Annotated in this window: 22 protein-coding genes, 1 pseudogene and 1 riboswitch; of the genes and pseudogenes, 10 read left to right on the forward strand and 13 right to left on the reverse strand. The window is 71.4% G+C overall.

Features of this window, described 5'->3' with window-relative positions:
- The first annotated feature begins 219 nt into the window (after positions 1-219).
- From PL79_RS20430 to PL79_RS20440, 3 genes are all read left to right on the forward strand, one after another.
- Positions 220-2,913 carry a LuxR C-terminal-related transcriptional regulator gene (locus tag PL79_RS20430; RefSeq protein WP_044843539.1) on the forward strand — a complete coding sequence of 898 codons (2,694 nt, stop codon included), beginning with the start codon at positions 220-222 and terminating at the stop codon, positions 2,911-2,913.
- A 289-nt stretch (positions 2,914-3,202) separates the two neighbouring features.
- Complete coding sequence (locus PL79_RS20435) at positions 3,203-4,327, forward strand: porin (protein ID WP_044843540.1); 1,125 nt, start codon at positions 3,203-3,205, stop codon at positions 4,325-4,327.
- A gap of 322 nt (positions 4,328-4,649) precedes the next feature.
- Positions 4,650-5,354 carry a glutathione S-transferase N-terminal domain-containing protein gene (locus PL79_RS20440; protein WP_044843541.1) on the forward strand — a complete coding sequence of 235 codons (705 nt, stop codon included), beginning with the start codon at positions 4,650-4,652 and terminating at the stop codon, positions 5,352-5,354.
- A 155-nt stretch (positions 5,355-5,509) separates the two neighbouring features.
- On the opposite strand, the gene PL79_RS20445 is transcribed toward PL79_RS20440, so the two are convergent.
- Positions 5,510-6,022, reverse strand: coding sequence for a MarR family winged helix-turn-helix transcriptional regulator (locus PL79_RS20445; protein ID WP_044843542.1), 513 nt, complete (start codon positions 6,020-6,022; stop codon positions 5,510-5,512).
- A gap of 134 nt (positions 6,023-6,156) precedes the next feature.
- Here PL79_RS20445 and PL79_RS20450 point away from each other — a divergent pair.
- A pseudogene (locus PL79_RS20450) lies at positions 6,157-7,156 on the forward strand (MFS transporter).
- A 264-nt stretch (positions 7,157-7,420) separates the two neighbouring features.
- Here PL79_RS20450 and cobM read toward each other — a convergent pair.
- The 4 genes from cobM to PL79_RS20470 are packed head-to-tail and all read right to left on the reverse strand — an operon-like array spanning position 7,421 to position 11,245.
- Positions 7,421-8,149, reverse strand: coding sequence for a precorrin-4 C(11)-methyltransferase (gene cobM / locus PL79_RS20455; protein ID WP_044843543.1), 729 nt, complete (start codon positions 8,147-8,149; stop codon positions 7,421-7,423).
- Between the two features lie 44 nt (positions 8,150-8,193).
- Positions 8,194-8,925, reverse strand: a complete 732-nt coding sequence (locus PL79_RS20460) for a cobalt-precorrin-6A reductase (RefSeq protein ID WP_044843544.1) — start codon at positions 8,923-8,925, stop codon at positions 8,194-8,196.
- Positions 8,922-10,010, reverse strand: coding sequence for a cobalt-precorrin-5B (C(1))-methyltransferase (locus tag PL79_RS20465; RefSeq protein ID WP_044843545.1), 1,089 nt, complete (start codon positions 10,008-10,010; stop codon positions 8,922-8,924). The genes PL79_RS20460 and PL79_RS20465 overlap by 4 nt, the downstream gene beginning before the upstream one ends.
- Entirely contained in the window at positions 10,010-11,245 is a 1,236-nt protein-coding gene (locus PL79_RS20470; protein WP_044843625.1) for a bifunctional cobalt-precorrin-7 (C(5))-methyltransferase/cobalt-precorrin-6B (C(15))-methyltransferase, read from the reverse strand. Before PL79_RS20470 ends, PL79_RS20465 begins: the two co-directional genes overlap by 1 nt.
- Positions 11,246-11,471: 226 nt before the next feature.
- Positions 11,472-11,662: riboswitch (cobalamin riboswitch) on the forward strand.
- Positions 11,663-11,769: 107 nt separating this feature from the next.
- Here PL79_RS20470 and cobG point away from each other — a divergent pair.
- From cobG to cobJ, 4 genes are read left to right on the forward strand one after another with little or no spacing between them, the layout of a single operon-like run.
- Positions 11,770-13,131: a precorrin-3B synthase gene (cobG, locus tag PL79_RS20475; RefSeq protein WP_328592069.1), complete on the forward strand. Its 1,362-nt coding sequence runs from the start codon at positions 11,770-11,772 to the stop codon at positions 13,129-13,131.
- Positions 13,124-13,750, forward strand: a complete 627-nt coding sequence (locus PL79_RS20480) for a precorrin-8X methylmutase (protein ID WP_044843547.1) — start codon at positions 13,124-13,126, stop codon at positions 13,748-13,750. Before cobG ends, PL79_RS20480 begins: the two co-directional genes overlap by 8 nt.
- Positions 13,747-14,481, forward strand: a complete 735-nt coding sequence (locus PL79_RS20485) for a precorrin-2 C(20)-methyltransferase (RefSeq protein ID WP_044843548.1) — start codon at positions 13,747-13,749, stop codon at positions 14,479-14,481. Before PL79_RS20480 ends, PL79_RS20485 begins: the two co-directional genes overlap by 4 nt.
- The gene (gene cobJ, locus PL79_RS20490; protein ID WP_044843549.1) at positions 14,478-16,274 is read left to right on the forward strand and encodes a precorrin-3B C(17)-methyltransferase; all 1,797 of its coding nucleotides are present in this window, start codon (positions 14,478-14,480) and stop codon (positions 16,272-16,274) included. The genes PL79_RS20485 and cobJ overlap by 4 nt, the downstream gene beginning before the upstream one ends.
- Positions 16,275-16,514: 240 nt before the next feature.
- Here cobJ and PL79_RS20495 read toward each other — a convergent pair whose 3' ends face one another.
- The 4 genes from PL79_RS20495 to PL79_RS20510 all read right to left on the reverse strand — a co-directional run bounded on the left by PL79_RS20495 (position 16,515) and on the right by PL79_RS20510 (position 21,194).
- A complete protein-coding gene (locus PL79_RS20495; protein WP_044843550.1) occupies positions 16,515-17,258 on the reverse strand; it encodes an IclR family transcriptional regulator in 744 nt (247 codons plus the stop codon).
- A gap of 52 nt (positions 17,259-17,310) precedes the next feature.
- Positions 17,311-18,477 carry an acyl-CoA dehydrogenase family protein gene (locus PL79_RS20500; protein WP_044843551.1) on the reverse strand — a complete coding sequence of 389 codons (1,167 nt, stop codon included), beginning with the start codon at positions 18,475-18,477 and terminating at the stop codon, positions 17,311-17,313.
- Between the two features lie 106 nt (positions 18,478-18,583).
- Complete coding sequence (locus PL79_RS20505) at positions 18,584-19,885, reverse strand: CitMHS family transporter (protein ID WP_044843552.1); 1,302 nt, start codon at positions 19,883-19,885, stop codon at positions 18,584-18,586.
- A gap of 112 nt (positions 19,886-19,997) precedes the next feature.
- Positions 19,998-21,194 carry a CaiB/BaiF CoA transferase family protein gene (locus tag PL79_RS20510; RefSeq protein ID WP_044843553.1) on the reverse strand — a complete coding sequence of 399 codons (1,197 nt, stop codon included), beginning with the start codon at positions 21,192-21,194 and terminating at the stop codon, positions 19,998-20,000.
- 272 nt (positions 21,195-21,466) lie between these two features.
- Here PL79_RS20510 and PL79_RS20515 point away from each other — a divergent pair, with 272 nt between their 5' ends.
- Together PL79_RS20515 and PL79_RS20520 are read left to right on the forward strand one after the other, a co-directional pair.
- Positions 21,467-21,709, forward strand: coding sequence for a hypothetical protein (locus PL79_RS20515; protein WP_044843554.1), 243 nt, complete (start codon positions 21,467-21,469; stop codon positions 21,707-21,709).
- A gap of 145 nt (positions 21,710-21,854) precedes the next feature.
- Positions 21,855-22,283, forward strand: a complete 429-nt coding sequence (locus PL79_RS20520) for an NUDIX hydrolase (protein WP_044843626.1) — start codon at positions 21,855-21,857, stop codon at positions 22,281-22,283.
- 15 nt (positions 22,284-22,298) lie between these two features.
- On the opposite strand, the gene PL79_RS20525 is transcribed toward PL79_RS20520, so the two are convergent.
- From PL79_RS20525 to PL79_RS20540, 4 genes are all read right to left on the reverse strand, one after another.
- Complete coding sequence (locus PL79_RS20525) at positions 22,299-22,625, reverse strand: low molecular weight protein tyrosine phosphatase family protein (RefSeq protein WP_044843555.1); 327 nt, start codon at positions 22,623-22,625, stop codon at positions 22,299-22,301.
- Positions 22,626-22,661: 36 nt separating this feature from the next.
- On the reverse strand, positions 22,662-23,234 hold the full coding sequence (locus tag PL79_RS20530; RefSeq protein ID WP_044843556.1) for a DUF1993 domain-containing protein: 573 nt from the start codon (positions 23,232-23,234) through the stop codon (positions 22,662-22,664).
- A gap of 128 nt (positions 23,235-23,362) precedes the next feature.
- Positions 23,363-23,815 carry a YaiI/YqxD family protein gene (locus tag PL79_RS20535; RefSeq protein WP_044843557.1) on the reverse strand — a complete coding sequence of 151 codons (453 nt, stop codon included), beginning with the start codon at positions 23,813-23,815 and terminating at the stop codon, positions 23,363-23,365.
- Positions 23,816-23,899: 84 nt separating this feature from the next.
- Positions 23,900-24,508, reverse strand: coding sequence for a vWA domain-containing protein (locus PL79_RS20540; RefSeq protein ID WP_044843558.1), 609 nt, complete (start codon positions 24,506-24,508; stop codon positions 23,900-23,902).
- Positions 24,509-24,570 lie beyond the last annotated feature (62 nt).

Genomic DNA, 24,570 nt, shown 5'->3' on the forward strand with positions numbered 1-24,570 from the left:
GGCGCGCGCCGGTCGATACGATGTTCATGGCCCCCTCCCCGTTGCATTGGTCAATCGCGTTCGTCACGCCTCGGAACCCATGCTATCGGCCGGGCGGCGGCGCGGCCCCACTCGCCGCGGGGGGGATTGACGCGCGAACGCGGTTCGGCCGATCCTTCCCCCCACGCCCACCCCGGACGCCGGCCTGCACGGCAGCGCCGGATTCCGACTGCTGCCCCGATGGCCCACCCACCCGATCGCGCCGACGCGCCCCCCACCGAACTCGTGCTGAAGACGACCGCGCCGCGCGTGCCGGCGCAGTTGCTCGTGCGCGCGCGGCTGAGCCTCGCCGCGGCGGCGTTCGACGCCCGGCCCGTCACGCTCGTGCAGGCGCCGGCCGGCTACGGCAAGACCTCGCTGCTCGCGCAATGGCGGCGCGAATCGCTCGCGCTCGGCCGCGCGGTCGTGTGGCTGTCCGCCGACGAGCGCGACGACGCGCCGCGCCTGCTGCAGGGGCTCGTGCAGGCGGTGCGCACCGGTTGCGCGCGGCCCGCGTTCGGGCGCCTGATTCCGGACGGCGCGGCCCGCGCGCTGGAGGGGCTGACCGCGTGGCTGGCCGAGGTCGCGCAACTGTCGATCGACGCGCTGCTGATCGTCGACGATGCGGAGCGGCTGCCCGCCGCCGGCCTCGACGCGCTGACCTACGTGCTGCACAACGCGCCGCAGAACCTGCGGGTGGTCGTCGCGGCCCGGCGCGGGCTCGATCACGCGGCCGGCGACCTGCTCGCCGGCGGGCAATGCACGCTCGCGGGCCCCGACTGGCTGCGCTTCACGCTCGACGAGACGATCGCGCTGGTCGGCGCGCGCTTTGCGCAGCGGGTCGACGCCGACGCGTGCGCGCGGCTGTTCGAGCGCGTCGACGGCTGGCCGCTCGGGCTGCAGCTCGCGATGGCCGCGATGGCGCGCTCGGCCGATCCGCGCCAGGCTGTCGATGCGCTCGCCGCGCGCATGGACGGCACGCGCGACCGGCTCGTCGAACTGCTGCTCGCGAATTTGTCGGCCGACGACACCGCGTTCCTGACCCGCACGAGCGTTGCCGACCGCCTGCATCCGTCGCTGTGCGCCGCGCTGCTCGACGACGCGGCCGCCCCCGGCCGGCTCGCACGGCTCGCGCGCGACACGCCGCTGTTCATCGCGTCCGACGCTTCCGACTGGTGCCGGCTGCATCCGCTCGTGCGCGATACGCTGCGCGACCGTCTGACAACGAGCGCCGAAGCGGACCGCAGCGCGCTGCACGCCCGCGCGGCCGCGTGGCTCGACGCGCACGGGATGACGGAGGAAGCGGCGCGCCACGCGTATGCGGCCGGCCAGTTCGAGACGGCATACGCGCTCGCGCAGCGCTGCCTCGAGGACGCGATCAAGCAGGGCCGCATCAACGACGTGCTCGACTGGCTCGCGCTGCTGCCCGATGCGGAACTCGACAAGCGCCCGACGCTGCGGATCGCGGTCGCGTGGGCGCTGGCGCTCGGCGAGCGCCATGTCGAGGCGCGGCGCCAGATCGCCGGCATCCTCGCCGACCCCGGCACGCCGGCCGCGATGCGCTACGAATGCGCGCTGATCCTCAGTGCGGCGGCCTACTACGCGGACGAAATCGACCATTTCGTCGAGCTGTTCGAACCGTGGGCCGACTTCACGCCGCCCGCGGCGACCTGGCTCGCGCAGATGCACGCGAACCGCCTGTCGGCGCGCGCGATCATCGTCGGCGAACCGGCGCAGGCGCGCCGCTTCCAGCAGGCCGCGCCGCGCGGCGCGACCGCGGCCGGGTTCGGCTACGTCGCGCGCTGGGGCGAGCTGATCACCGGCCTGAGCTATCTGCGCGAAGGCCAGATCCGGCTCGCGGACGACGCGTTGTCGCCGGCGCTCGCGCGCGCGGAAGCGGACCTCGGCCGCCGCCATCCGCTGACCTGCATGCTCGCGGCGATGTGCGCGGCGATCGCCTGCGAAGCCGATCGCGTCGACCAGGCGGCCGCGCTACTGGCGAACCGGCTCGACGTGCTCGAGCACGCGGGCACGCCCGACACCGTGCTGCTCGGCTACCGGACGGCCGCGCGCATCGCGCTGCTGCGCGGCGTCGAGCATCGCGCGATCGACCTGCTCGAGGCGCTCGACGCGATGGGCGTCGCGCGCCGGCTGCCGCGCCTGTCGGTCGCGAGCCTCGCCGAGCAGGTGCGCATTCACGCGGCGCGCTATCGCGAGGCGACCTGCCATGCGCTGGTCGAGCGGATCGATGCGATTGCCGCGGCCGAGTTTCCGTCGCACGGGCCGCTGTGGCGGCGCCCCGTCGTGCTGCTGCAGGCGATGGCGCACGCGGGCGCCGCGCTTGCCGCGCGCCGCTGGGACGATGCGTGCGCGGCGCTCGACGAAGCCGCCGTGCTGGCCCGCGAAATGAGCATGGGACGCGAGCGCATCGAGATCATGGCGCTCAGCGCGTTCGCGCTCGAACAGTCCGGGCACGGCGGCCGCGCGCTGCTCGACGAGGCGATGAACCTCGCGGACATGTTCGGCCTCACGCGCACGCTCGCCGACGCGCATCCGGCCGTCGCCGACTGGGCGCGCCGCATCGGCGACGAGACGGCCGCGGGCGACGGACCCGCCCGGCCCGCACAGCCGCAGCCGCGCATCGTGCCGCCCGCGCCGCGCAGCACGGCCAGCCCGCGCGCGGTGCCGAGCGTCGTGCTGACGCCCAAGGAGCGCGCGATCCTCGAGCTGCTCGCGCGCAACCTGTCGAACAAGGAGATCGCGGTGGCGCTCGCCGTCGGCGAGGAAACCGTGAAGTGGCACCTGAAGAACCTGTTCGGCAAGCTCGACGCCAGCTCGCGCAAGCATGCGGTGCGCCGCGCGCTGGTGCTCGGGTTGCTCGAAAGCGCGCCTTGACGCGCGCGTTGCCCGCCTGCGCACGTCCGAAGCGACTTAACTGGCCTTGATCCGCCTTGAGCGGCCTTGCCCGGCCGTTGATGACAACCGCGTTGCACGGGTTCCCCGCCGATTCTCCGCAACCCTGCCCCCCGCGCATGGGGGGGAGCGGCCGCGCGCCGTTGCGTAGTCTTTCCGCACGGCTCGCACCGGCGTCGCACCCGGCGCCCTCCCGCCTGCCTCGATGCTTCCCCCGCTGCACCCGCCCGGGCTCGATCCCGGGCGGTCCATTACGATCCTGGAGATTTCGATGAAGACGAAACTGGCCGCGCTCGCGGCGCTTGCCGGCAGTGCGGCGCTCGCGCACGCGCAATCCTCCGTCACGCTGTACGGGGTGGTCGACACGGGCCTGCTGTACCAGAGCACGTCGGCCGCGTCGTTCGGCCCGAACGCGCCGAACACCGGCAAGGTGTTCCGCATGAAGGACGGCGGCATCTATTCGAGCTTCTGGGGCATCAAGGGCAGCGAGGACATCGGCGGCGGCTACAAGGTCAACTTCAAGCTGCAGGGCTCGTTCGACAGCGGCACCGGCAGGATGCAGCTGAGCGACACGCCGGGCGCCGTCGCGATCTTCAACCAGGTTGCGTCGCTCGGCGTGTCCGGGCCGTTCGGCACCTTCACGGCCGGCCGCCAGATCGTGCCGATGATCTACGCGATGGCCGACACCGACGTGCGCAACGCGCAGTTCTTCGGCAGCGTGCTGACCGCGTGGCTCGGCCTGAACACCGCGGCCGGCTGGCCGGGGACGAGCACCAACGGCGCGATCGGCGCGCTGTACGACAGCAATGCGCTCGTCTATCAGTCGCCGACCTTCGCGGGCGCGTCGATCGCGCTCGAATACGCGCCCGGTGGCGTCGCCGGGCAGTTCCAGGGCGGCACGCGCGAATCGGTCGTGCTGCGGTATTCGAACTACGGGCTCAACGCGTCGGCCGTCTACTACAACGGCCACGACACGAATCCGGCGCCGGGTGTCGCGCCGACCGGCGTCGACAACAACCGCTTCATCTATGTCGGCGCGAAATACACGATCCGCGATTTCTCGGTGTCGGCGTCGTACGGCAACGGCAGGAATCCGTCGCATGCGGACAAGGTGAACCTCGACATGCTGTCGGCCGGCGTCGGCTATCGCTTCACGCCCGCGTTGCAGGTGACGTCGGCGGTGTATTACCTGAAGGACCGCAACCGTTCGGAAAACCGCTCGACGGCCGTCGTGCTCACGGCCGACTACAGCCTGTCGAAGCGGTCGATGGTCTATGCGCAGGTCGGCCACGTGAACAACCGCGGCACGATGAACCAGATGCTCGTGTACGGACAGCCGGTCGCGCCCGGGGTCGGCACGACCGCGGCGATGGTCGGGTTGCGGCACAACTTCTGACGACGCGGTGCGGTGTGGCACGGGTGCCGCAGCGCGCAGGGCCTGGCGCGATGTCCGCAGGCATCCGTTCGCGACACGTCGATGCGTCGTCTGTTGAGGCGGCTGACCGAAACAGGCAGGCGCGCTGCGCGCGGCGGCGCACGGACACGACGCGCGGCCGCCGTCTGCAGCGATCGCGGGGATCGGCTACAGTGGGCGTCTTCGGCGCGCCCCGCCCGCCGGTCGATGCGTTCGTCCCGTTCCTGCCGCCGTGTCAGCGGCTGCCGGCGACGCGCGGCAGGCCGGCGGGGCGCGGATCCTCAACGTTGACGAACGAACCTCCATGCCCGATCTGTCCGCCTTCCCGATCACGAAAAAATGGCCGGCCCAGCATCCCGACCGTCTCCAGCTGTACTCGCTGCCGACGCCGAACGGCGTCAAGGTGTCGATCATGCTCGAGGAAACCGGCCTGCCGTACGAGCCGCACCTCGTGCGCTTCGACACGAACGACCAGCTGTCGCCCGAATTCCTGTCGCTGAACCCGAACAACAAGATCCCGGCGATCATCGATCCGAACGGCCCCGACGGCCGGCCGCTGGCGCTGTTCGAATCCGGCGCGATCCTGATCTATCTCGCGGACAAGACGGGCCAGCTGATCCCGAAGGATCCGGCGGGCCGCTACGAGACGATCCAGTGGGTGATGTTCCAGATGGGCGGCATCGGCCCGATGTTCGGGCAGGTCGGCTTCTTCCACAAGTTCGCGGGCCGCGACTACGAGGACAAGCGTCCGCGCGACCGCTACGTCGCCGAATCGAAGCGCCTGCTCGGCGTGCTCGACGCGCATCTCGCGAACCGCAAGTGGGTGATGGGCGATACGTACACGATCGCCGACATCGCGATCTTCCCGTGGGTGCGCAACCTCGTCGGCTTCTATGAAGCGGGCGACCTGGTCGGCTTCGGCGAATTCAAGCATGTCGCGCGGGCGCTCGACGCGTTCGTCGCGCGTCCGGCCGTCGCGCGCGGGCTCAACATCCCGGCACGCGGCTGAGCCGCGCGGCGGGCCCACGCGGTGCGGCCCGCCGTCTGTCCGGCCCGCCGCAGCGCGCGGCGGGCGGTTCACGCGCTGCCTTTCTTTTACGCGTTTCCTGTCGGCGTTTCCATTTCCCGCTCGTCGCGCTCGTTCGACGTGACGATACGGCGGCGCTACCTTTCGGCCGACGCCGACGCTTCTCCTCCCAATCCCGCCAGCAGCTTCTCGAGCAACGCCGCAAGTTGCGCCTGCTCCGCCTCCGACAGCGCGGCCAGCATCGCACGCTGATTGTCGACGTGCGCGACCACCGCATCGTCGATCAGCGCGCGGCCGGCGTCGGTCAGCGCGACGAGCGTGCCGCGGCCATCGGCCGGGTTCGGCCGGCGCTCGACCCAGCCGGCCTTCTGCAGCCGGTCGATGCGCGCGGTCATCCCGCCGGACGACATCATCAGCGCGTCGTACAGCGCGGTCGGTGTCAGCGCGAACGGCGCGCCGCTGCGCCGCAGCGTCGCCAGCACGTCGAACTCGCCCGGCTGCATCCCGTAGCGCGCGAACAGCGGATTGAGACCATCGCGCGCGATCACGAGCGCGGCTTCCTGCAGCCGTCCCATCACGAGCATCGACGATGCATCCAGATCCGGACGCTCGACGCGCCACTGCGCGAGCGCATGCGCGGCTCGATCCATTAACCCTCCTCGGCTCACCAGTTATCTTGACGTCGAGATAAATACGCATTTATCTTGATGTCGAGATACTTTACATGAAAATGCACGGCACGCAGACGAAGGTGTCGTGCACCGATATCGAGGGCCACTCCATCATGAATCGCTTCACTTCCCCCGGCTGGCGGCTGGCCGCCATCGTACTGGTCGGGTTGAACCTGCGGCCCGCGCTGGCCGCGATCGGTCCGCTGCTCGACATGATCCAGCGTGCGACCGGCATCGGCGACGGCGCGGCGAGCCTGCTGACCACGATCCCGATCCTGCTGATGGGCCTGGGCGCGCTCGGCGCGCGGCGGCTGCAGCGCGTGACGGGGATCGCCGGCGGCGTGTGGCTCGGCGTCGTGCTGATCGGGCTCGCGTGCGCGTCGCGCTTCGGCGCGCAGCACGCATGGCTGCTGCTCGCGAGCGCAGGTTGCGCGGGCATCGGGATCGCGATGGTGCAGGCGCTGCTGCCGGGGTTCGTGAAGGCGCATTTCGCGACGCGCATCGGCGGCGCGATGGGCGTCTATTCGACGTCGATCATGGGCGGCGCGGTACTCGCGAGCGTCGTCGCGCCGTTCGCCGCGGCCCGCTGGAGCTGGCTGGTCGCGCTCGCGGGCTGGGCGCTGCCGGCCGCGGTCGCGGCGCTCGAGGCGAGGCACGGCCGGCAGCCTGCTCGGCGGCGTGACGCTCGCGGAAGTCGTCGCGGGGCTGGCGATCTCGGCGACGATCGACCGCCTGCCCGATCGCCGGCCCGCGCTGCACGCGGCGATCGCGTCGCTGTTTGCCGGATTGCTGGTGATGCTGGCCGCGCCGGACACGCTCGCGATGCCGGCCGCGCTGCTGCTTGGCGCGGGGATCGGCGCGCTGTTCCCGCTGTCGCTGATCGTCACGGTCGATCATGCGGCGACGCCGGCCGACGCGGCATCGCTGACGGGGTTCGTGCAGGGTGTCGGCTATCTGGTCGCCGGGTTGTTTCCGTTCGCGGCCGGCATCGTGCGCCAGCATCTCGCGGATCTGACGCCGGCATGGATCGCGATGGCATGCCTGTGCGTCGTGCTGTTCGCGCTGGCGGCCGGCTTCGCGCCGCAGTTTGCGCGGCGCGTCGCGCGGGCGTAGCGCCGGTCAGACGCGGCGCGGGAAGGCGTCGACCCGGTTCGCGGCCGGCGCGCGGTTGCCCGTTGCCGGTTCATGCGGCGCCGTTCGACGATGGATATCGATCGGCGGCCCGGCTCGCGCGGTTGCCCGTTGTCACCCGGTCGTGCCGGTTCATGCGGTGAGCGCCGTTCGACGATGGGTATCGATCGGTTGCCCCGCTCGCGAGGCAACCCATTGTCGCGATGCCTCGCAACGCGAAGTGCGTTGCGTTCCGTACACGCGTCATCACCCCCCGCTCGCGTACAGCGTCGAATCCGCGAACCCTTCCGCGTCGAGCACGCGTCCGATCAGGATCAGCGCGGTGCGTTCGATCTGCGTGCCCTGCACCTTGCCGACGATGTCGGCCAGCGTGCCGGTCACGCGCTCCTCGTCGGGCCAGCTCGCGCGGTAGATCACCGCGACCGGGCACGCGGGCCCGTAATGCGGCAGCACTTCGTCGACGATCCGCGCGAGATGCCGCACGCCGAGGTGAATCGCGAGCGTTGCGCGATGCGCGGCGAGCGCGCCGAGTGCTTCGCCTTCCGGCATCGTCGTCTTGCCCGCGAAGCGCGTGAGGATCACCGTCTGCGCGACACCGGGCAGCGTCAGCTCGACCCCGAGCGTCGCCGCGCAGGCGGCCGTGGCCGTCACGCCCGGCACGATTTCATAGGGAATCCCGAGCGATTTCAGCCGGCGGATCTGTTCGCCGATCGCACCGTACAGCGACGGATCGCCCGAATGCACGCGCGCGACGTCCTGCCCTTTCGCATGCGCGTCGGCGAGCAGCGCGACGATCGCGTCGAGGTCGAGCTCGGCGGTATTGACGACCCGTTCCGCACGATGGCCGTCAAGCACGGCCGGCGGCACGAGCGACCCTGCATACAGGATCACCGGGCACGTGCGCACGAGGCGCTGGCCCTTTACCGTGATCAGCTCCGGGTCGCCGGGGCCCGCGCCGATGAAATACACCGTCATCGAAAAATCTCCGTCAATTCATGGGACAGCCGGGTCGCGTGGCATCAAGCACGCGCGGCCGGGTCGAGCGCATCGAGCAGCGCGGCGGCCGAGTCGAACGCGCGGTCGGCGTCGGGCAGCGGCGGCCGGCGCAGCATCACGACCGGCAGCCGGCGTTCGCGCGCGACGTCGAGCTTGGCTTCGGTCGCGGCGCCGCCGCTGTTCTTGCTGACGACGACGTCGATGCCCGCGAGCGCGAACAGCGCGCGTTCATTCTCGAGCGTGAACGGCCCGCGCGCGGCGACGATCTGCGCGCGCGCGTTGCCGGGATGCGCATCGAGGCAGCGCACCAGCCAGAACTGGTGCGGCGGGATCGCGTCGAGATGCGCGAGCGGTTCGCGGCCGAGCGTGAACAGCGGCCGCCGGAACGGCGCGAGCGCGGCCTCGATGCCGGCCCAGTCGTCGACCATCCGCCAGTCGTCGCCGGGTTGCGGCGCCCACGGCGCGCGGCGCAGCGCCCACAGCGGCACGCCCGCGTCGCGCGCGGCGGCCGCCGCGTTCGCGCTGATGCGCGCGGCATACGGATGCGTGGCGTCGATCACGAGGCCGATGCCGGCACCGCGCAGATACGCGGCGAGCCCAGCCGCCCCGCCGAAGCCGCCGACGCGCACGTCGCAGCGCAGGTCGTCGGGCACCTTGCCGAGACCCGCGAGGCTATAGACGTGCCGCGGACCGAGCGCGCGTGCGATCTTCAGCGCGTCGCCAGTGCCGCCGAGCAGCAGGATGCGCGCGCTCATCGTGCGATCCCGACGAAGCGGCCCTGCCGGTCGATCGCGAACATCTCGACGGCGACCGATGGCGGCACGATGTCGCGCGCGACCTGCAGCGCGTGCGCGCAGACGAGGTCGCCGAGCGGCACGCCTTCGGCCAGCGCGAGCTTCAGCGCTTCCTGGCTGGTGTTCGCCGCGCGCATCGCGGCCTGCAGCGCGTCGTTCGCGCCCGCCTCGGCCGCCCACTGCGCGAGCAGCGGCAGGTCGATGCTCGAATGGCGGCTGTGCAGGTCGAGATGGCCGGCCGCGAGCTTGCTGAGCTTGCCGAAGCCGCCGCACATCGACAGGCGCGCCACCGGCGCGCGGCGCAGGTGCTTGAGCACCGCGCCGGCGAAATCGCCCATTTCGATCAGTGCCATGTCGGGCAGGCCGTAGTGCGCGCGCATCGCATCCTCGCTCGCGTTGCCGGTGCACGCGGCGATGTGCGCGATCCCGTTCGCGCGCGCGACGTCGATGCCCTGATGGATCGACGCGATGTACGCCGAGCACGAGAACGGCCGCACGATGCCGGTCGTGCCGAGAATCGACAAGCCGCCGACGATACCCAGCCGCGGGTTCATCGTCTTCAGCGCGAGCGCCTCGCCGCCCTCGACACCGATCGTCACGTCGAAGCCGCCCGTGTAGCCGTATTCGGCCGCGAGCGCGTCGAGGTGCGCGGTCATCATCTGGCGCGGCACCGGATTGATCGCCGGTTCGCCGACCGGCAGCGTGAGCCCCGCGCGCGTGACGGTGCCGACCCCCGGCCCCGCGTGAAAACGCACGCCGGGCGCGGCGGCGAGCGCGACCCGCGCGAAGATCAGCGCGCCGTGCGTGACGTCCGGATCGTCGCCGGCATCCTTGATCGTGCCGGCTTCCGCGCCGTCGGCCGTGGCTCGGCAGAACGCGAGCCGCATCATCACGCGCTGCCCCTTCGGCAGCACGATCTCGACCGCATCGTCCGCGCGGCCCGCGAGCAGTACGCGTGCGGCGGCAAGCGACGTCGCGGTCGCGCAGCTGCCGGTCGTATAGCCGAACCGCAGCGGTGCCGGTTGTTCGGGGGTTTCGTCGCGCATCAGGCAGGGTCCGCGAGGTCGGTCGCCGTGGAAGCGGGCTTGTGCACGTCGTACAGCGTGACGGGCAACGGCTGCCGCCACGTGTCGAAGCGGCCGAGCGGCTCGGCGTGCGCGAGCGATACGCGCGTGAGCGTGCCGCCGTGCGCGTCGCGCCACGCGGCGAGCGCCAGCTCGCCCTGCAGCGTGACCGCGTTCGCGACGAGCCGGCCGCCGGGCTTCAGTGCCGACCAGCACGCGTCGAGCACGCCGGGCACGGTCGCGCCGCCGCCGATGAAGATCGCATCGGGCGCGGCGAGCCCCGCGAGCGCATCGGGCGCGCGCCCGGCCACGAGTTGCAGGCCCGGTACGCCGAGCGCGTCGCGGTTGTGCTCGATGAAGCGCTGCCGCTCCGCATGCGACTCGATCGCGATCGCCTGGCACGACGGATGCGCGCGCATCCACTCGATGCCGATCGAGCCGCTGCCCGCGCCGACGTCCCACAACAGTTCGCCGGGGGCAGGCGCGAGGCGTCCGAGCGTCAGCGCGCGCATGTCGCGCTTGGTGAGCTGGCCGTCGTGGCGGTACGCGTCGTCGGGCAGGCCGGGCGTGAGTGCGCGGCGCGGCGCATCGGGGCCGGCCTGGCAGTCGAGCGCGACGAGATTGAGCGCGGCGGTTTCGTCGATGTGCCAGTCTTGCGCGAGCCCGTCGATGCGCCGCTCGAGCGGGCCGCCGAGGTGCTCGAACACGCTGATGCGCGTCGGGCCGAAGCCGCGCGCGGCGAGTTCGGCGGCGACCGTGGCCGGCGTGCGGCCGTCGGCGCTCAGCACGAACAGGCGCCGGCCCGGCAGCAGGTGACGCGCCAGCGTCGCGAGCGGCCGGCCGACGAGCGACACCGCGCCGACGTCCTGCAACGCCCAGCCGAGCCGCGCGGCCGCCAGCGACAGCGACGACGGTGCGGGCAGCACGCGCCATTCGTCGGGGGACAGTTCGCGCGCGAGCGTCGCGCCGACGCCGAACAGCATCGGGTCGCCGCTCGCCAGCACGCAGACGGGTGAGCCGCGCTGCGCGAGCAGGCCCGACAGGTCGAACGGCGACGGCCATGCGGCGCGTTCGGCCGGCAGCCGCGCGGGCAGCATGTCGAGGTGCCGCTTCGCGCCGACGACCCGCTTCGCCTCGAGCAGCGCGCGCCGCGCGCCGCGCCCGAGCCCCGCGTAGCCGTCGTCGCCGATGCCCACTACCGTCAGCCACGCCGTCATGCACCCTTCCTCTTCGTCCGATTCCATCGAGTCGCCGCACGGCGGCCGTGAAGGCGCCGGTGCGGCCGTCCGCATTGCGAAAGTCGGCATGGTACCGTGTTCCACCGCGCGTTTCATCTGCGAGCCCGCCGACGCCGGGCCGCGTTTCGCGTCGGCCACGGCGCCTGCCCGACGGTCGCCCGACGGTCGCCTTGGGGTCCCGAAATGCCGGTGAAATCGGGTATGCTACGGCCGTTCGTTCGCCGGTGCCCTTCGGGGCCGAAGAGGGAACACAGGGCGCGCCTCGCGCCGCTGTGGCTGCCCCCGCAACTGTAGACAGCGAGCCGATCTCCCCCTCATGCCACTGGTTTCACCGGGAAGGCCGGGAGCCGGCGCCGACCTGTCAGCCAGGAGACCTGCCGGCCTGAAAGTGCGTGCGTGCCAGTCGGCGTCGGGCGGGGTGTACCGATGCGTTGGCCGCGGCGCGACACTGTCCCGGTATCCCGTTGAGATCCGCCCCCGATTCGAATCCTGCTTCGCCCGTCGTGCGCCCTTCGGCTTGCCCGGGGCTCGTGCGCGTCGTCGCGGCCGCCGACGGCGGGCTGTGCCGGATCAAGCTGCCGGGCGGCCGGCTCGACGCGCGGCAGGCGCGCGCGATCGCCGCCGTCGCGCGTGCCTGCGGCTCCGGCGCGATCGACGCGACCAATCGCGCGAATCTCCAGCTGCGCGGCATTCGCGACGGCACGGCCGATACGCTGGTCGACGCGTTGCTCGACGCGGGCCTGGGCCCACGCATCAACGCGGGCGAGGCCGCTGACGACCGCGCCGCGCTTGCCGCAAGCGACGACGTCCGCAACCTGATGCTCAGCCCGCTTGCGGGGCGCGATCCCGACGCGCTGCTCGACAGCCGCACACTCGCGCTTGCGCTGCTCGACATGCTGACGCACGAGCCGCGCCGCGGCGAACTGTCGCCGAAATTCTCGATCCAACTCGACGGCGGCGAATCGGTCGCGGCGCTCGATCATCCGCACGACATCTGGCTCGCCGCGTGGCGTCGCGGCGACGGCGCGGTCCGCATCGCCGCGGGCCTGGCCGGCTGTCCGCCGGTCGCGCCCGGCGATCCGCCCGCCGCGTTCGACGTGGCGCCGGACCAGACCGTCGCGCTCGTGCGCGCGTTGCTGCTGGCGTTCCTCGATCTCGCGCCGGCCGACGTCACGCGGATGCGTGCGTGGCTCGCGACCGGCGGCGCACGCGCGTTGCGCGAGCGTGCGCAGCATTACGTACAGTTCCCGCTCGAAGCCGATCCGGCACTGGCCGGCTGGCGGCGCACGCAAGCGGATGCCGCGCTGCGTTTCGGCGCACGGCCGTCGCGCGACGCGGATCGCTGCAGCGTCGGCGCGCAGTTCGTGCTCGGCCGGCTCGACGCGTCGCAACTGGAACGGCTCGCGGCACTGGCCGACGCCGACGGCGACGGCACGCTGTCGATGACGCCGTGGCAAGGCGTGTTCGTGCACGGCGTGCGGCACGAACGTGCGCCGGCCGTGCTCGACGCGCTCGCGTCGCTCGGGCTCGTGTGCACGACATCCGACCCGCTGGCGGCGCTGGTCGCCTGCACCGGCAGCGCGGGCTGCGCGAAGTCGCGTGCCGATACGAAACGCGATGCGCTCGCGCTGGCCGCGCGCGTCGGCCATCCGGTCGACGTGCACCTGACCGGCTGCGAGCGCCACTGTGCGCTGCCGCACCCCGCGACGCATACGCTGGTCGCGGTCGCGCCCGCGCGCTACGACCTTTACCGGCGCGACGCCGCCGCGGGCCTCGGCGCCCCGCTCGCGCGCCATCTGACGATTGACCAGGCCGCGGCCCGACTGACGGGCGCGCGCCACAGCCAGGACACCACCGATGCTTGACTACATTCGCGACGGGCAGGAAATCTACCGCCAGTCGTTCGCGACGATCCGCGCCGAGGCCGACCTGTCGCAGGTTCCGCCCGATCTCGAGAAACTCGCGGTGCGCGTGATCCACGCGTGCGGGATGGTCGATGTCACCTACGACCTGCGCTTCTCGGCCGGCGCCGGCACGGCGGGCCGTATGGCGCTCGCGGCCGGCGCGCCGATCCTGTGCGACGCGAAGATGGTTGCCGAAGGCATCACGCGCGCGCGGCTGCCGGCCGGCAATCGCGTGATCTGCACGCTCGGCGAACCGGAAGTGCCCGACCTCGCGCGGCATCTCGGCAACACACGCTCGGCCGCGGCGCTCGAACTGTGGCGCCCGCATCTGGCCGGCAGCGTCGTCGTGATCGGCAATGCGCCGACCGCGCTGTTCCACCTGCTCGACATGATCGACGCCGGTGCGCCGCGCCCCGCGCTGATTCTCGGCTTTCCGGTCGGCTTCATCGGCGCGGCCGAATCGAAGGCGGCGCTCGACGCCGACAGCCGCGGCGTGCCGTACGTCGCGCTGCTCGGCCGGCGCGGCGGCAGCGCAATGGCGGCCGCCGCGGTCAACGCACTTGCGACGGAGGCCGAATGACGGCCCCGCGCGGACGCCTGTTCGGGGTCGGCGTCGGCCCCGGCGATCCTGAACTGATGACGATCAAGGCGCTGCGCGTGCTGCAGGCCGCGCCGGTGGTCGCGTATTTCGTCGCGAAGGGCAAGAAGGGCAATGCGTACGGAATCGTCGAGGCGCACCTGCGCGACGCGCAGACGCAATTGCCGCTCGTCTATCCGGTGACGACCGAGGCGCTGGCGCCGCCGCTTTGCTACGAGACCGTGATCGCCGACTTCTACGACACGGCGGCCGAGATCGTCGCGTCGCATCTCGACGCCGGGCGCGACGTCGCGGTGATCTGCGAAGGCGACCCGTTCTTCTACGGGTCGTACATGTACCTGCACGATCGCCTCGCGCCGCGCTACGACACCGAAGTGATCCCGGGCGTGTGCGCGATGCTCGGCGGCACGGCCGTGCTCGGCCAGCCGCTCGTCTATCGCAACCAGAGCCTGTCGGTGCTGTCCGGCGTGCTGCCGGAGGACGAATTGCGCGCGCGGCTCGCGCAGGCCGACGCGGCCGTCGTGATGAAGCTCGGCCGCAACTTCGACAAGGTGCGGCGCGTGCTCGACGAACTGGGGCTCGCGAAGCGCGCGCTGTACGTCGAGCGCGCGACGATGGCGGCCCAGCGCATCGTGCCGCTCGACGAAGTCGATCCGATGGCGTCGCCGTATTTCTCGCTGCTCGTCGTCCCGGGGGAAAAATGGCAAGGATGACGACCCCGCCCGCGATCGTGATTCTCGGCGCGGGCGCGCTCGATACCGCGCGGCGCATCCAGGCGCGTTATCCGGGGGCCGCCGTGCACGGGCTCGCGTCGCGCGTCGAGGCCGACGTGCCGTTCGACGAACTCGGCGCGCACCTGCGCGAACTCTACGCGCGCGGCTTGCCGATCGTCGCGCTGTGCGCGGCCGGCATCGTGATCCGTTGCGTCGCGCCGGCACTCGCCGACAAGGGTGTCGAACCGCCGGTGCTCGCGGTCGCGGAAGACGGGTCGGCCGTCGTGCCGCTGCTCGGCGGGCTGACGGGCGTCAACGTGATCGCGCGCGAAATCGCCGAATGCCTCGGCGTCGCGCCGGCGATCACCACGAGCGGCGAGCTGCGCTTCGGCGCATGCGTGCTCAACCCGCCCGACGGCTATGCGCTCGCCGATCTCCAGCAAGGCAAGCGCTTCGTGTCCGACCTGCTCGCGGGCGCGGCCACGCGCGTCGACGGCGCGGCGCCGTGGCTCGACGACGTCGCGCTACCGCGCGACGACGCGGCCGCGCATGCGATCCGCGTGACGCCCGATGCGTGGCGCGGCGCGCGCGACGAACTCGTGATCCATCCGCGCAGCGTGGTGGTCGGCGTCGATACGCGCGGCGTGCGGGCCGATGCGGCGCCGTCGCTTGCCGAACGCATCGACGCGCTGCTCGACACGCACGGCCTCGCGCGGCTGGCGCTTGCCGCGCTCGTCGCACCGGCGACGTTGCTCGGCGATGCGCGGGTCGAAGCCGCCGCACAGGCGCTGGACGTGCCGCTGCGCTTTGCCGAAGGCGATGGCGACGGTGATAGCGAAGGCGATGGTGACAGCGATGGCGATGTCGATGGTGACAGCGATGGCGATGTCGATGGCGATAAGGCCCGCGCTGGCAACACCGCCGCCGCCCTGCTCGCCCGCACGTTGCGCGTCGCGCATACGCTGCGCGCAGCGACCGATGGCCTCGCGTGCGCGGTCGCTGCCGAGCCCGTCGATCCCGCCACGCTCGGCCGTGCACGCGGCCGCCTGACGGTGCTCGGCCTCGGCCCCGGCGACGCTGCATGGCTCACGCCCGCGGCGCGCAGCGCGCTCGCGGACGCCACCGACATCCTCGGCTATACGACCTACGTGACGATGGCCGGCCCGTTCCGCGCGGAGCAGCGCGTGCACGGCACCGACAATCGCGAGGAAATGCAGCGTGCGCGCCATGCGTTCGAACTGGCAGCCGAGGGCCGGCGCGTCGCGGTCGTGTCGTCGGGCGATCCGGGCGTGTTCGCGATGGCCGCGGCCGTGCTCGAAGCCCTCGACGAAGCGCGCGATCCGCGCTGGGCCGCGGTCGAACTGCGCATCGAACCCGGTGTCTCGGCATCGCTCGCGACCGCCGCGCAAGCCGGCGCGCCGCTCGGCCACGATTTCTGCGCGATCTCGCTGTCGGACAACCTGAAGCCGTGGGACGTGATCGAGATGCGCCTGCGGCACGCGGCGCAAGCCGATCTGGTGATGGCGTTCTACAACCCGATCTCGCGTGCTCGGCCGTGGCAGCTCGATCGTGCGCTCGATGCGGTGCGCGCGCACCGCGCGGCCGATACGGTCGTCGTGCTCGGCCGCGACATCGGCCGGCCCGGCGCGACGCTCGCGACGACGACGCTCGGCGCGCTGCGCAGCGATCAGGTCGACATGCGCACGATGGTGATCGTCGGTTCGTCGACGACGCGGCGTTTCGCGATCGGCGACGGGCGTGAGTGGGTGTATACGCCGCGCTGGTATCGCTGAACTTTGATGCGGATTGAGCCACAGCCCAGCCTTGCTGGCCGGGGCGGTAGCGTGGTTCGGGCGTCGAACTGCCCGGATATCGCGCAGCAGCCGTTCGCGTTCGCAGCGACCTTCGGGACGCTCGACGGCGAGCGGCGTACCGGCACGTGATGCGATGCGGCCGTTCCCGGTCGCTATCCTGCATCGCGGTGAACGGGACGCGAAGCAAAGCAGCCACTCCGCCCCGCTTCGCGGCCTTTGCTAGCCGCGCGCCTGCTCGGCCAGCAGCCGCGCCTTCGCATCGACCAGCAGCGCTGCATGCGTGTCGCGATGCTGGCGGATCCGCTCGGTCGGCCCGACGACCGACAGCCCGTACCAGTCGCCGTCGAGCGTCAGCGCGACCGCGATCGCCGACAGCTCGGGCGCGCTCTCGCCGAAGTTCTCGGCCCAGCCGAGTTCGCGAAACCGCGCGGTTTGCGCGACGAGCGCCGGCAGGTCGGCCACCGTCGCATCGGTGAAGCGCTCGAACGACAACTGCGCGCCGAGCGCCTGCTGCGCATCGCTCGCGAGTTCCGCGAAGATCGCCTTGCCGATCGAGTTCGCATGCAGCGGGCGCAGCTCGCCCGGCTGGCGCGTATAGCGGATCGCCTGCTCCGATTCGACGACGTCGAGATACGTGACCGACGCGCCCTGGATCTTGCCGAGCACGGCCGTCTCGCGGCTCGCGTCGCGCAGCGCGACGAGATGCGGATGCACGATGTCGACGACGGGATCGGTCGCGTCGATCGCGGCGGCGATCGTCTGCAGGCGCCGCGTCGGATAGTAGCCGCCGCGCTTGCGCACCTCGTACAGATAGCCGCGGCTCACGAGCGTGCGCGCCATCGCCAGGCAGCTCGACGCCGGCACGTTGAGCAGGCGCGCGAGTTCGGTGAGCGGCAGCGGCCGCCGTTCGGCGGCGAACAGCTCGAAGAGATCGAGTGTGCGGGCAACGAGTTTGACGTCCATGACGAGCGCTTGATTCGGAACGGGAAACGCGCGCCGGGCGAGCCGCCGCGTGTCAGTACGACTTCGGCAGCCCGAGCACCTTCTCCGCGATGTAGCACAGGATCAGTTGCGGACTCACGGGCGCGAGCTTCGGAATCATACACTCGCGCAGGTAGCGCTCGACATGGTATTCCTTCGCATAGCCCATCCCGCCGTGCGTCGCGATCGCCGTCTGGCACGCCTGGAACGCGGCTTCCGCGCCGAGGTACTTCGCGGCGTTCGCCTCCGCGCCACACGGCTGCCCCGCGTCGTAGCGCGTCGCGGCCTTCATCACCATCAGCCACGCGGCCTCGAGCTGCATCCACGCCTGCGCGAGCGGATGCTGGATCGACTGGTTCTGCCCGATCGGCCGGCCGAACACGACGCGCTCGCACGCATACTGCGTCGCGCGTCGCAGCGCGGCCTGACCGAGGCCGATCGCCTCGGCGGCGATCAGGATCCGCTCGGGGTTCAGCCCGTGCAGCAGGTAGCGAAAGCCGTCGCCTTCGTTGCCGATCAGGTCGTCGCGCGGCACGCGCAGGTTGTCGATGAACAGCATGTTCGAATCGACGGCCTTGCGGCCCATTTTCTCGATCTCGCGCACCTCGACGCGCGAACGGTCGAGGTCGGTGTAGAACAGGCTCAAGCCGTCGGTCGGCTTCGCGACCTGGTCGAGCGGCGTCGTGCGCGCGATGATCAGCATCTTGTTCGCGACCTGCGCGGTCGAGATCCAGATCTTGCGGCCGCTCAGCACGTAGTGGTCGCCGTCGCGACGCGCCTGCGTGCTCAGGTGCGTCGTGTCGAGGCCGGCGTCGGGCTCGGTCACCGCGAAGCAGGCCTTGTCGCGCCCGGCGATCAGCGGCGGCAGGAAGCGCGCCTTCTGCGCGTCGTTGCCGAACACCTGCACCGGGTTCAGCCCGAAGATATTCATGTGGACGGCCGAGGCACCCGACAGGCCAGCGCCCGACGCGCTGATCGCGCGCATCATCAGCGCGGCCTCGGTCATCCCGAGACCGGCGCCGCCGTGGGCCGGATCCATCGCGATGCCGAGCCAGCCGGCCTCGGCGAGCGCCGCGTGAAAGTCGGACGGAAATCCGCCCGCGCGATCGCGCTCGAGCCAGTAGTCGTCGCCGAAGCGTTCGCAGATTTTCTCGATCGCGCTTTCGATCGCGCGCTGGTCGTCGGTCAGGTCGAACTGCATGGATTGCTCTCCAGGAAAACGTGAACGGCCGCGCCGCGCTCGAGACGACACCGGGCTTCGAGGCGCGTCGGTGGCGGCCGGCGCGGCGCGACAGGCACGCGGACGCTCACAACGGAAACACGCCCGCCACGACCGCGGCGAAGACCATCAGCACGGTGGCGGCGAACAGGAACGGGATCGTGAACTTCTGGTGCTCGGCCAGCTCGACGCCGGTCAGGCCGACGATCAGGAACGTCGCGGGCGTGAGCGGACTGACCGGGAACCCGGTGGTCATCTGGCCGAGCAGCGCGGCCTGCGCCATCTGGATCGGCGGCACGCCGAGCAGCTTCGCGCTTTCCGCGAGCACCGGCAGCACGCCGAAGTAGAACGAATCGGGATCGAACAGCAGGCTGAGCGGCATCGACAGCAGGCCGAGCACGAACGGCATGTGGCGCGCATGCTCGACCGGCACGTGCGCGACGACGACCTCGGCCATCGCCTTCAGCATCCCGGTGCCGGACATGATCCCGGTGAACGCGCCGGCCGCGAGCAGCACGCTCGCCATCATCAGCGCGGCCTTCGCGTGCGCGTCGATCCGCTCGCGCTGCGCCTGCACGTCCGGATAGTTGATGACGAGCGCGGCGACCGTGCCGAGCATGAACATCACCATCGGGTCGACGATGCCCGACACCAGCGTGCCGAGCACGACGAGCGTCAGCGCCAGGTTGATCCGGAAGCGGCCGGGCCGGCGCAACGCGCGCTCGGCGTCGGTCAGCTCGCGCGGCGCGACCGCGAGCGACGCCGCGCCGGCGCGATCGAGCCCGAGCCGCTTGGCCTCGCGCACGCCGAGCACGTAGGCGGTGCCGAACACGAACGCGAGCCCGACGATCTGTACCGGGATCATCGGCATGAAGATCGCCGAGCCGGGAATGTGCAAGGCCGCCGACGCGCGCAGCATCGGCCCGACCCACGGCAGGAAGTTGACCCCGGCCGCCATCGACGCGACGCACGCGAGAATCCGCCGGTCCATGCCGAGCCGCGTATAGAGCGGCATCATCGCGGGCAGCGTGACGAGAAACGTGACGGCGCCCGAGCCGTCCAGGTGGATCAGCAGCGCGAGCAGCGCCGAGCCCGTCACGATGCGCGGCGGATGGCAGCCGATCACGCGCAGCACGCCCGCGATGATCGGGTCGAGCATCCCCGCATCGGTGAGGATTCCGAAAAATAGAATCGCAAAAACGAACATCCCGGCGATCGGGCCGATGTTCTGCACGCCGCGCACGATGAACGTGCCGGTCGAGAGTCCGAAGCCGGCCGCGAGCGACGCGGCCACCGGCACGACGATCAGTGCGACGAGCGGCGACAGCCGCTTCGTGATGATCAGGCCGAACAGCGCGACGATCGCAAGCGCGCCGATCCATGCGAGCATGATGTGTCTCCTCTGGCGCCGGCGCGCGTCGGGCGCGGTGCGGCGCGATGTCCGAAGCGGCGTGCGGGCGTGCGGCGGCGTCGGGGGCGCCTTCGCACGGCCGCCACGCGGGTCAGTTGCGGCGCGTGCGGCCGGTGTTGTCGTTGGCGTCGTTGCCGTGGCCGGCGTCGCATGCATCCTCGGCAAACACCTGTGACGCGTGTTCGTTCAGCGCCGGCGGCGGCCGCCGGTACGTGGCCGGTGTGCGGCCGAGCTTGATCGGCGACGCGATGCCGCGATGCCGGCCCAGTTCGACCTTCATCTGCCGATGCGCGACGTGCGGATGGTCGAGCGCCGCATCGAGCCCGAGCACCGGCGCGCACGGCACGCCGCGGCGCATCAGCTGCTCGGCGAGTGCCGCGCCGTCGTGCGCGGCCAGCGCCGTTTCGAGCAGCGCGCGCAACGCGGCGCGGTTCGCGCTGCGCGCGCGGTTGTCGGCGAAGCGCGGATCGGCGGGCCAGTCGCGCGTGCCGAGCACGTCGCACAGCGCGGCGAACTGCCCGTTGTTGCCGACCGCGAGAAAGATGTCGACGCTCGCGGTCGGAAAACTGTCGTACGGCGTGATGTTCGGATGCGCGTTGCCGGTGCGCGCCGGCGCCTTCCCGGAATGGAAGAAATTCGGCGTATGCGGATGCAGGATCGACAGCGCGCAGTCGAACAGCGTCGCTTCGACGAACTGGCCGCGCCCGCTCGCATCGCGTTCGCGCAGCGCCATCAGCACGCCGAGCGCCGCGTTCAGCCCGGTGACGAGATCGACGATCGGCACGCCGACGCGCAGCGGCGCGCCGCCCGCCTCGCCGTTTACGCTCATCAGCCCGGCCAGCGCCTGCACGGCCGCGTCGTAGCCGGGCAGGCCGCCGAGCGGGCCGTCCGCGCCGAAGCCCGAGACGCGGCAATGGACGAGGCGCGGAAAGCGCGCGTGCAGCGTGTCGAAGCCGAGGCCCCAGCGCTCCATCGTGCCGATCTTGAAGTTCTCGACCAGCGCATCGGCGTGCTCGAGCAGGCCGAGCAGCCGCTCGCGATCCGCCGGCTGCGTCAGGTCGAGCGCGATGCCGAGCTTGTTGCGGTTCACGCCGAGGAAATACGACGCCGTGTCGCCGTCGAACGGCGGCCCCCAGGTGCGCGTCTCGTCGCCCGACGGCGGTTCGACCTTGATCACCTCCGCGCCGTGGTCGGCGAGGATCTGCGTCGCGTACGGGCCGCCCAGCACCCGCGACAGATCGATGATGCGCAACCCCGCCAACGCGCCCTGCTGCTTCAGTTCCGCCATGCGTCTCGCTCCTGCTTCCGGTTGATCGGACCGCCGGTTCCACCGGGCCGACAGCGACGGCACGGCTTTCCGGATTCGAAGAATAATTCTTGCGTGTGAATTTATATTCACACTCGCGAATTTCATTGTCAAGCAGGAGATGCCCCGGCGGCCGCGCCGAGAACGCGGCCGGCCGCAAGTCGGAACGACACCGAACGCTGGCCGATTGCCGCGCCGGGCCGCGATTCGCTAAGCTGGCGGACGGTGCTCAACTGAAGAAAGACGGAGATTTCATGAAACGCATGCTGCTCGCGGCCATCCTGCTGGCGTCGACGCTGGGCGTCGCCCGCGCGCAAACCCAGACCTTCCATTTTGGCGAGGGACAATTACAGCCGCGGGCCGCCGCGCCGGTGGCACGACCCGCGCCGGTGCGCCCGCACGTGACGCCGCCGCATCACCACCGGCGTACCGTCCACAAGCAGCGCCACGGGCGGTCCGGAAAGCCGCCGCGCGCGGGGATCGACACGCACGCGTGAGGTGATCCGCGTTGCGCGCGGCAACGCACGGAACTCTCACGAACGGCCGGTATGATCGGCGCGGCGGCTTGCATGCCGTCGTGCCCGGCGGTCGGCCGACGTGCATTTCCCTTCACGATTGAGCACCAGTTTTGTTTTGCCGAACATGAATACCGGGCCGGATACCGTCGTCAGCATCAAGGAACGCGCCACGATCGTGTGCCGCCAGCGCAGCAGCGTGCTGCTGGTCGCCCGTACCGCGGCGCGCTGGTCGCTGCCGGGCGGCACGATCCGGCGCGGCGAGACGCCGCTCGAGGCCGCGCAGCGGGAACTGGCGGAGGAAACGCGGCTGGAGGGGCTCGCGCTCGACTACGCGGTGCAATTCGGCGGCCTCACGAAGCTCCATCACGTGTTCGTGGCCGACGTGCCGAAACACCTGACGCCACGCGCGAGCAACGAGATCGCACGCTGCAAGTGGTTCGACGTCGAGCGGCTGGAGACGCTGCGTGCGAGCGTGCCGACCCGCAAGATCATCGAGCTGCTGCACCTCGACCGCTTTTCCGCGCTCGCGGACGGGCCGCCTCGCTCGCGCTGAACCGGCCCGCGCGGCTCACGCGCGCAGCAATGGCCCGGCCTTGCGCTCGAGCAGTGCGACCAGCTCGGGCTGCATGTAGGCGTAGCGATCGGGGATGTCGAGACAGACGATCTTCTTGTGCTTCAGCCGGGCGCCGAATCGGGCGTGCAGCTTCGCCTGGTGCGCGCGTTCCATCACGAACACGATCTCGGCCCATTCGAGTTGTTCCGCGGACAGACGCGTTTCCGCGTCGGGCGCGAGGCCCGCGGAGTCGGTTTCGACGCCCGGCCACGCGGCGAACACCGCCTCGGCCGTCGGGCTGCGCAGCCGATTGCGGCTGCAGATGAACAGGGCGCGTGTCATGCCGGTGCGCGGCGGCGGGATCGTCCGCTCAATCGTTCAACCCTGCGGAATCGTGCCGGGCCGCACGTAGGCCAGCATGTGCGGCACGTAGTCGGCCTTGCCGAGCTCGACGCCGTGATGGCGCAGGATCGCGTACGCCGCAATCGAATGAAAATAGAACTGCGGCAGCGCCCAGTCGCGCACGTACTGTTCGCCCGTCATGTCGAACGCGATGCCGTTCGGCAGTGCGAGCGCGACCGGCAGCGCGGCGCCGCCGTCGAGGGCGTCGGGCGCGAGTTCGCCGAGGAACGCGATCGTGCCGGCGAGGATGCCCTGTGCGTCGCCCAGCGTGCCGGGCTGCGCATCGGCATGCCAGCCGGCTTCCCGCAACGCCAGCAGCGCGTCCGGCAGCGGTTCGCCGCGCAGCCGGTAGACGGGTTCCATCGCCTGGAAGCACGAAAACCGCACCTGCGCCGCAAGCGGATACATGTCGGGTGCGAGCTTCAGTGCGAGCACCGCATCGGGCGCGTCGCCGGCGGCCTGCCGGTGCGCCACGGCCTTGTCGAGCCACGCGGATTGCGCGCGCAGCATCTGGGTGAACGTTGGAACGAGAAGTTGAGTCGGTGACATCCATGCCCTCCGGTGGGTCGTTCGCGCCACGACATCGATGCCGGGGCAGCATCCGTATTCTGCCGTAGCGGACGGTTCGACGCGAAACCGGTGGCGTATCGCACGACCGACCCGTGGGGCCTGATGGGTCAGGGCTTGCCGTGGCGTGCGAGGAACCGGTCGAGCTGCGACGCGAACGCCTTGCCGTCGCGTGCGCTGAACGGGGCCGGCCCGCCCGTATCGATGCCCGCGCTGCGCAGCTGATCCATCATCGCGCGCGTCGACAGGCGCTCCTCGATGTTCTCGCGGCTGAACCAGTTGCCGCGCGGGTCGAGCGCATGCGCGCCCTTGTCGAGGACGGCGGCGGCCAGCGGGATGTCGGCGGTGATCACGAGATCGCCGGCTGCCGCGAGCTCGACGATCCGCGCATCGGCCACGTCGAAGCCGGCAGGCACCTGCAGCGCCTTGATGAACGGCGACGGCGGCGTGCGCAGGAACTGGTTCGCGACCAGCGTCACGCAGATCTCGGCACGACGCGCGGCGCGAAACAGCATGTCCTTGATGACGGCGGGACACGCGTCGGCATCGACGAGTACTTGCATGGCAGGCATTCCGGTGAGTAGAAACGGCGATCATAGCGCAGCGCCGGCAATCGACCCGCCCGGCCCGCGCGCCCGATCACCGGATCAGCCGGCCAGCCCTGGGCACAGCGACGCGGCCGTCATCCATTGCGCGCCCCATGCATCGGCGAGCCGCCTGCCCTGCCCGATCCGCACCGCTGCATCGTCGAAATCGACGAACACGACGTGATCGGCGGCCGCCGGTTTCGGCGGTATTTCGCGCGTGCGTCCGTCGGACAGCACCCACAGCCAGCGCTGCTGGTCCGGCGTGCGCCGTGCGGCGCCGGCGAGCAAGTGCGCGGCGGCCGCGATGCCGTCCGCAAGCGGCGTGCCGCCGCCGCCGTCCACCGGCTCGAGCCAGCGCGCATTCCACCAGCGCGGCACGGCCGGGCCGAAGCGCCGCGCGGCGCCGTTGCCGCCGAAACAGATCAGCGCGGTTGCCACGCGGTCGCGCGCGGCCTGGTCGAAGTACGCGACGATCAGCCCTTTCGCGAGCGCGAGCCGTTCGTGCGACAGCATCGACGCCGAACAGTCGAGCACGAAGCAATGGAGTGCGCGCGGCGTGCCGGCCTGCTTGCGAAAACGCAGGTGGTCGGCGTGCAGCGGGCCGCCGCGCTTCGCGGCGAGCGTCGCCGGCCATGCAACGGCCGTGCCGGCACGCACCGTACCCGGCACGCGCGCGGCAGCGCCTGGCAGCCATCGAGGACCGCGAACGGTGTTCGCGGCGGCGTCGGCTC

This window comes from Burkholderia sp. USMB20, assembly GCF_000949135.2.
Taxonomy (GTDB): Bacteria; Pseudomonadota; Gammaproteobacteria; order Burkholderiales; family Burkholderiaceae; genus Burkholderia.

Excerpts from the sequence above, each read along its gene's own strand:
- PL79_RS20430 (WP_044843539.1), top strand. The coding sequence starts at position 220 with ATGGCCCACCCACCCGATCGCGCCGACGCGCCCCCCACCGAACTCGTG.
- PL79_RS20435 (WP_044843540.1), top strand. The coding sequence starts at position 3,203 with ATGAAGACGAAACTGGCCGCGCTCGCGGCGCTTGCCGGCAGTGCGGCG.
- PL79_RS20440 (WP_044843541.1), top strand. The coding sequence starts at position 4,650 with ATGCCCGATCTGTCCGCCTTCCCGATCACGAAAAAATGGCCGGCCCAG.
- PL79_RS20445 (WP_044843542.1), bottom strand. The coding sequence starts at position 6,022 with ATGGATCGAGCCGCGCATGCGCTCGCGCAGTGGCGCGTCGAGCGTCCG.
- cobM (WP_044843543.1), bottom strand. The coding sequence starts at position 8,149 with ATGACGGTGTATTTCATCGGCGCGGGCCCCGGCGACCCGGAGCTGATC.
- PL79_RS20460 (WP_044843544.1), bottom strand. The coding sequence starts at position 8,925 with ATGAGCGCGCGCATCCTGCTGCTCGGCGGCACTGGCGACGCGCTGAAG.
- PL79_RS20465 (WP_044843545.1), bottom strand. The coding sequence starts at position 10,010 with ATGCGCGACGAAACCCCCGAACAACCGGCACCGCTGCGGTTCGGCTAT.
- PL79_RS20470 (WP_044843625.1), bottom strand. The coding sequence starts at position 11,245 with ATGACGGCGTGGCTGACGGTAGTGGGCATCGGCGACGACGGCTACGCG.
- PL79_RS20480 (WP_044843547.1), top strand. The coding sequence starts at position 13,124 with ATGCTTGACTACATTCGCGACGGGCAGGAAATCTACCGCCAGTCGTTC.
- PL79_RS20485 (WP_044843548.1), top strand. The coding sequence starts at position 13,747 with ATGACGGCCCCGCGCGGACGCCTGTTCGGGGTCGGCGTCGGCCCCGGC.
- cobJ (WP_044843549.1), top strand. The coding sequence starts at position 14,478 with ATGACGACCCCGCCCGCGATCGTGATTCTCGGCGCGGGCGCGCTCGAT.
- PL79_RS20495 (WP_044843550.1), bottom strand. The coding sequence starts at position 17,258 with ATGGACGTCAAACTCGTTGCCCGCACACTCGATCTCTTCGAGCTGTTC.
- PL79_RS20500 (WP_044843551.1), bottom strand. The coding sequence starts at position 18,477 with ATGCAGTTCGACCTGACCGACGACCAGCGCGCGATCGAAAGCGCGATC.
- PL79_RS20505 (WP_044843552.1), bottom strand. The coding sequence starts at position 19,885 with ATGCTCGCATGGATCGGCGCGCTTGCGATCGTCGCGCTGTTCGGCCTG.
- PL79_RS20510 (WP_044843553.1), bottom strand. The coding sequence starts at position 21,194 with ATGGCGGAACTGAAGCAGCAGGGCGCGTTGGCGGGGTTGCGCATCATC.
- PL79_RS20515 (WP_044843554.1), top strand. The coding sequence starts at position 21,467 with ATGAAACGCATGCTGCTCGCGGCCATCCTGCTGGCGTCGACGCTGGGC.
- PL79_RS20520 (WP_044843626.1), top strand. The coding sequence starts at position 21,855 with ATGAATACCGGGCCGGATACCGTCGTCAGCATCAAGGAACGCGCCACG.
- PL79_RS20525 (WP_044843555.1), bottom strand. The coding sequence starts at position 22,625 with ATGACACGCGCCCTGTTCATCTGCAGCCGCAATCGGCTGCGCAGCCCG.
- PL79_RS20530 (WP_044843556.1), bottom strand. The coding sequence starts at position 23,234 with ATGTCACCGACTCAACTTCTCGTTCCAACGTTCACCCAGATGCTGCGC.
- PL79_RS20535 (WP_044843557.1), bottom strand. The coding sequence starts at position 23,815 with ATGCAAGTACTCGTCGATGCCGACGCGTGTCCCGCCGTCATCAAGGAC.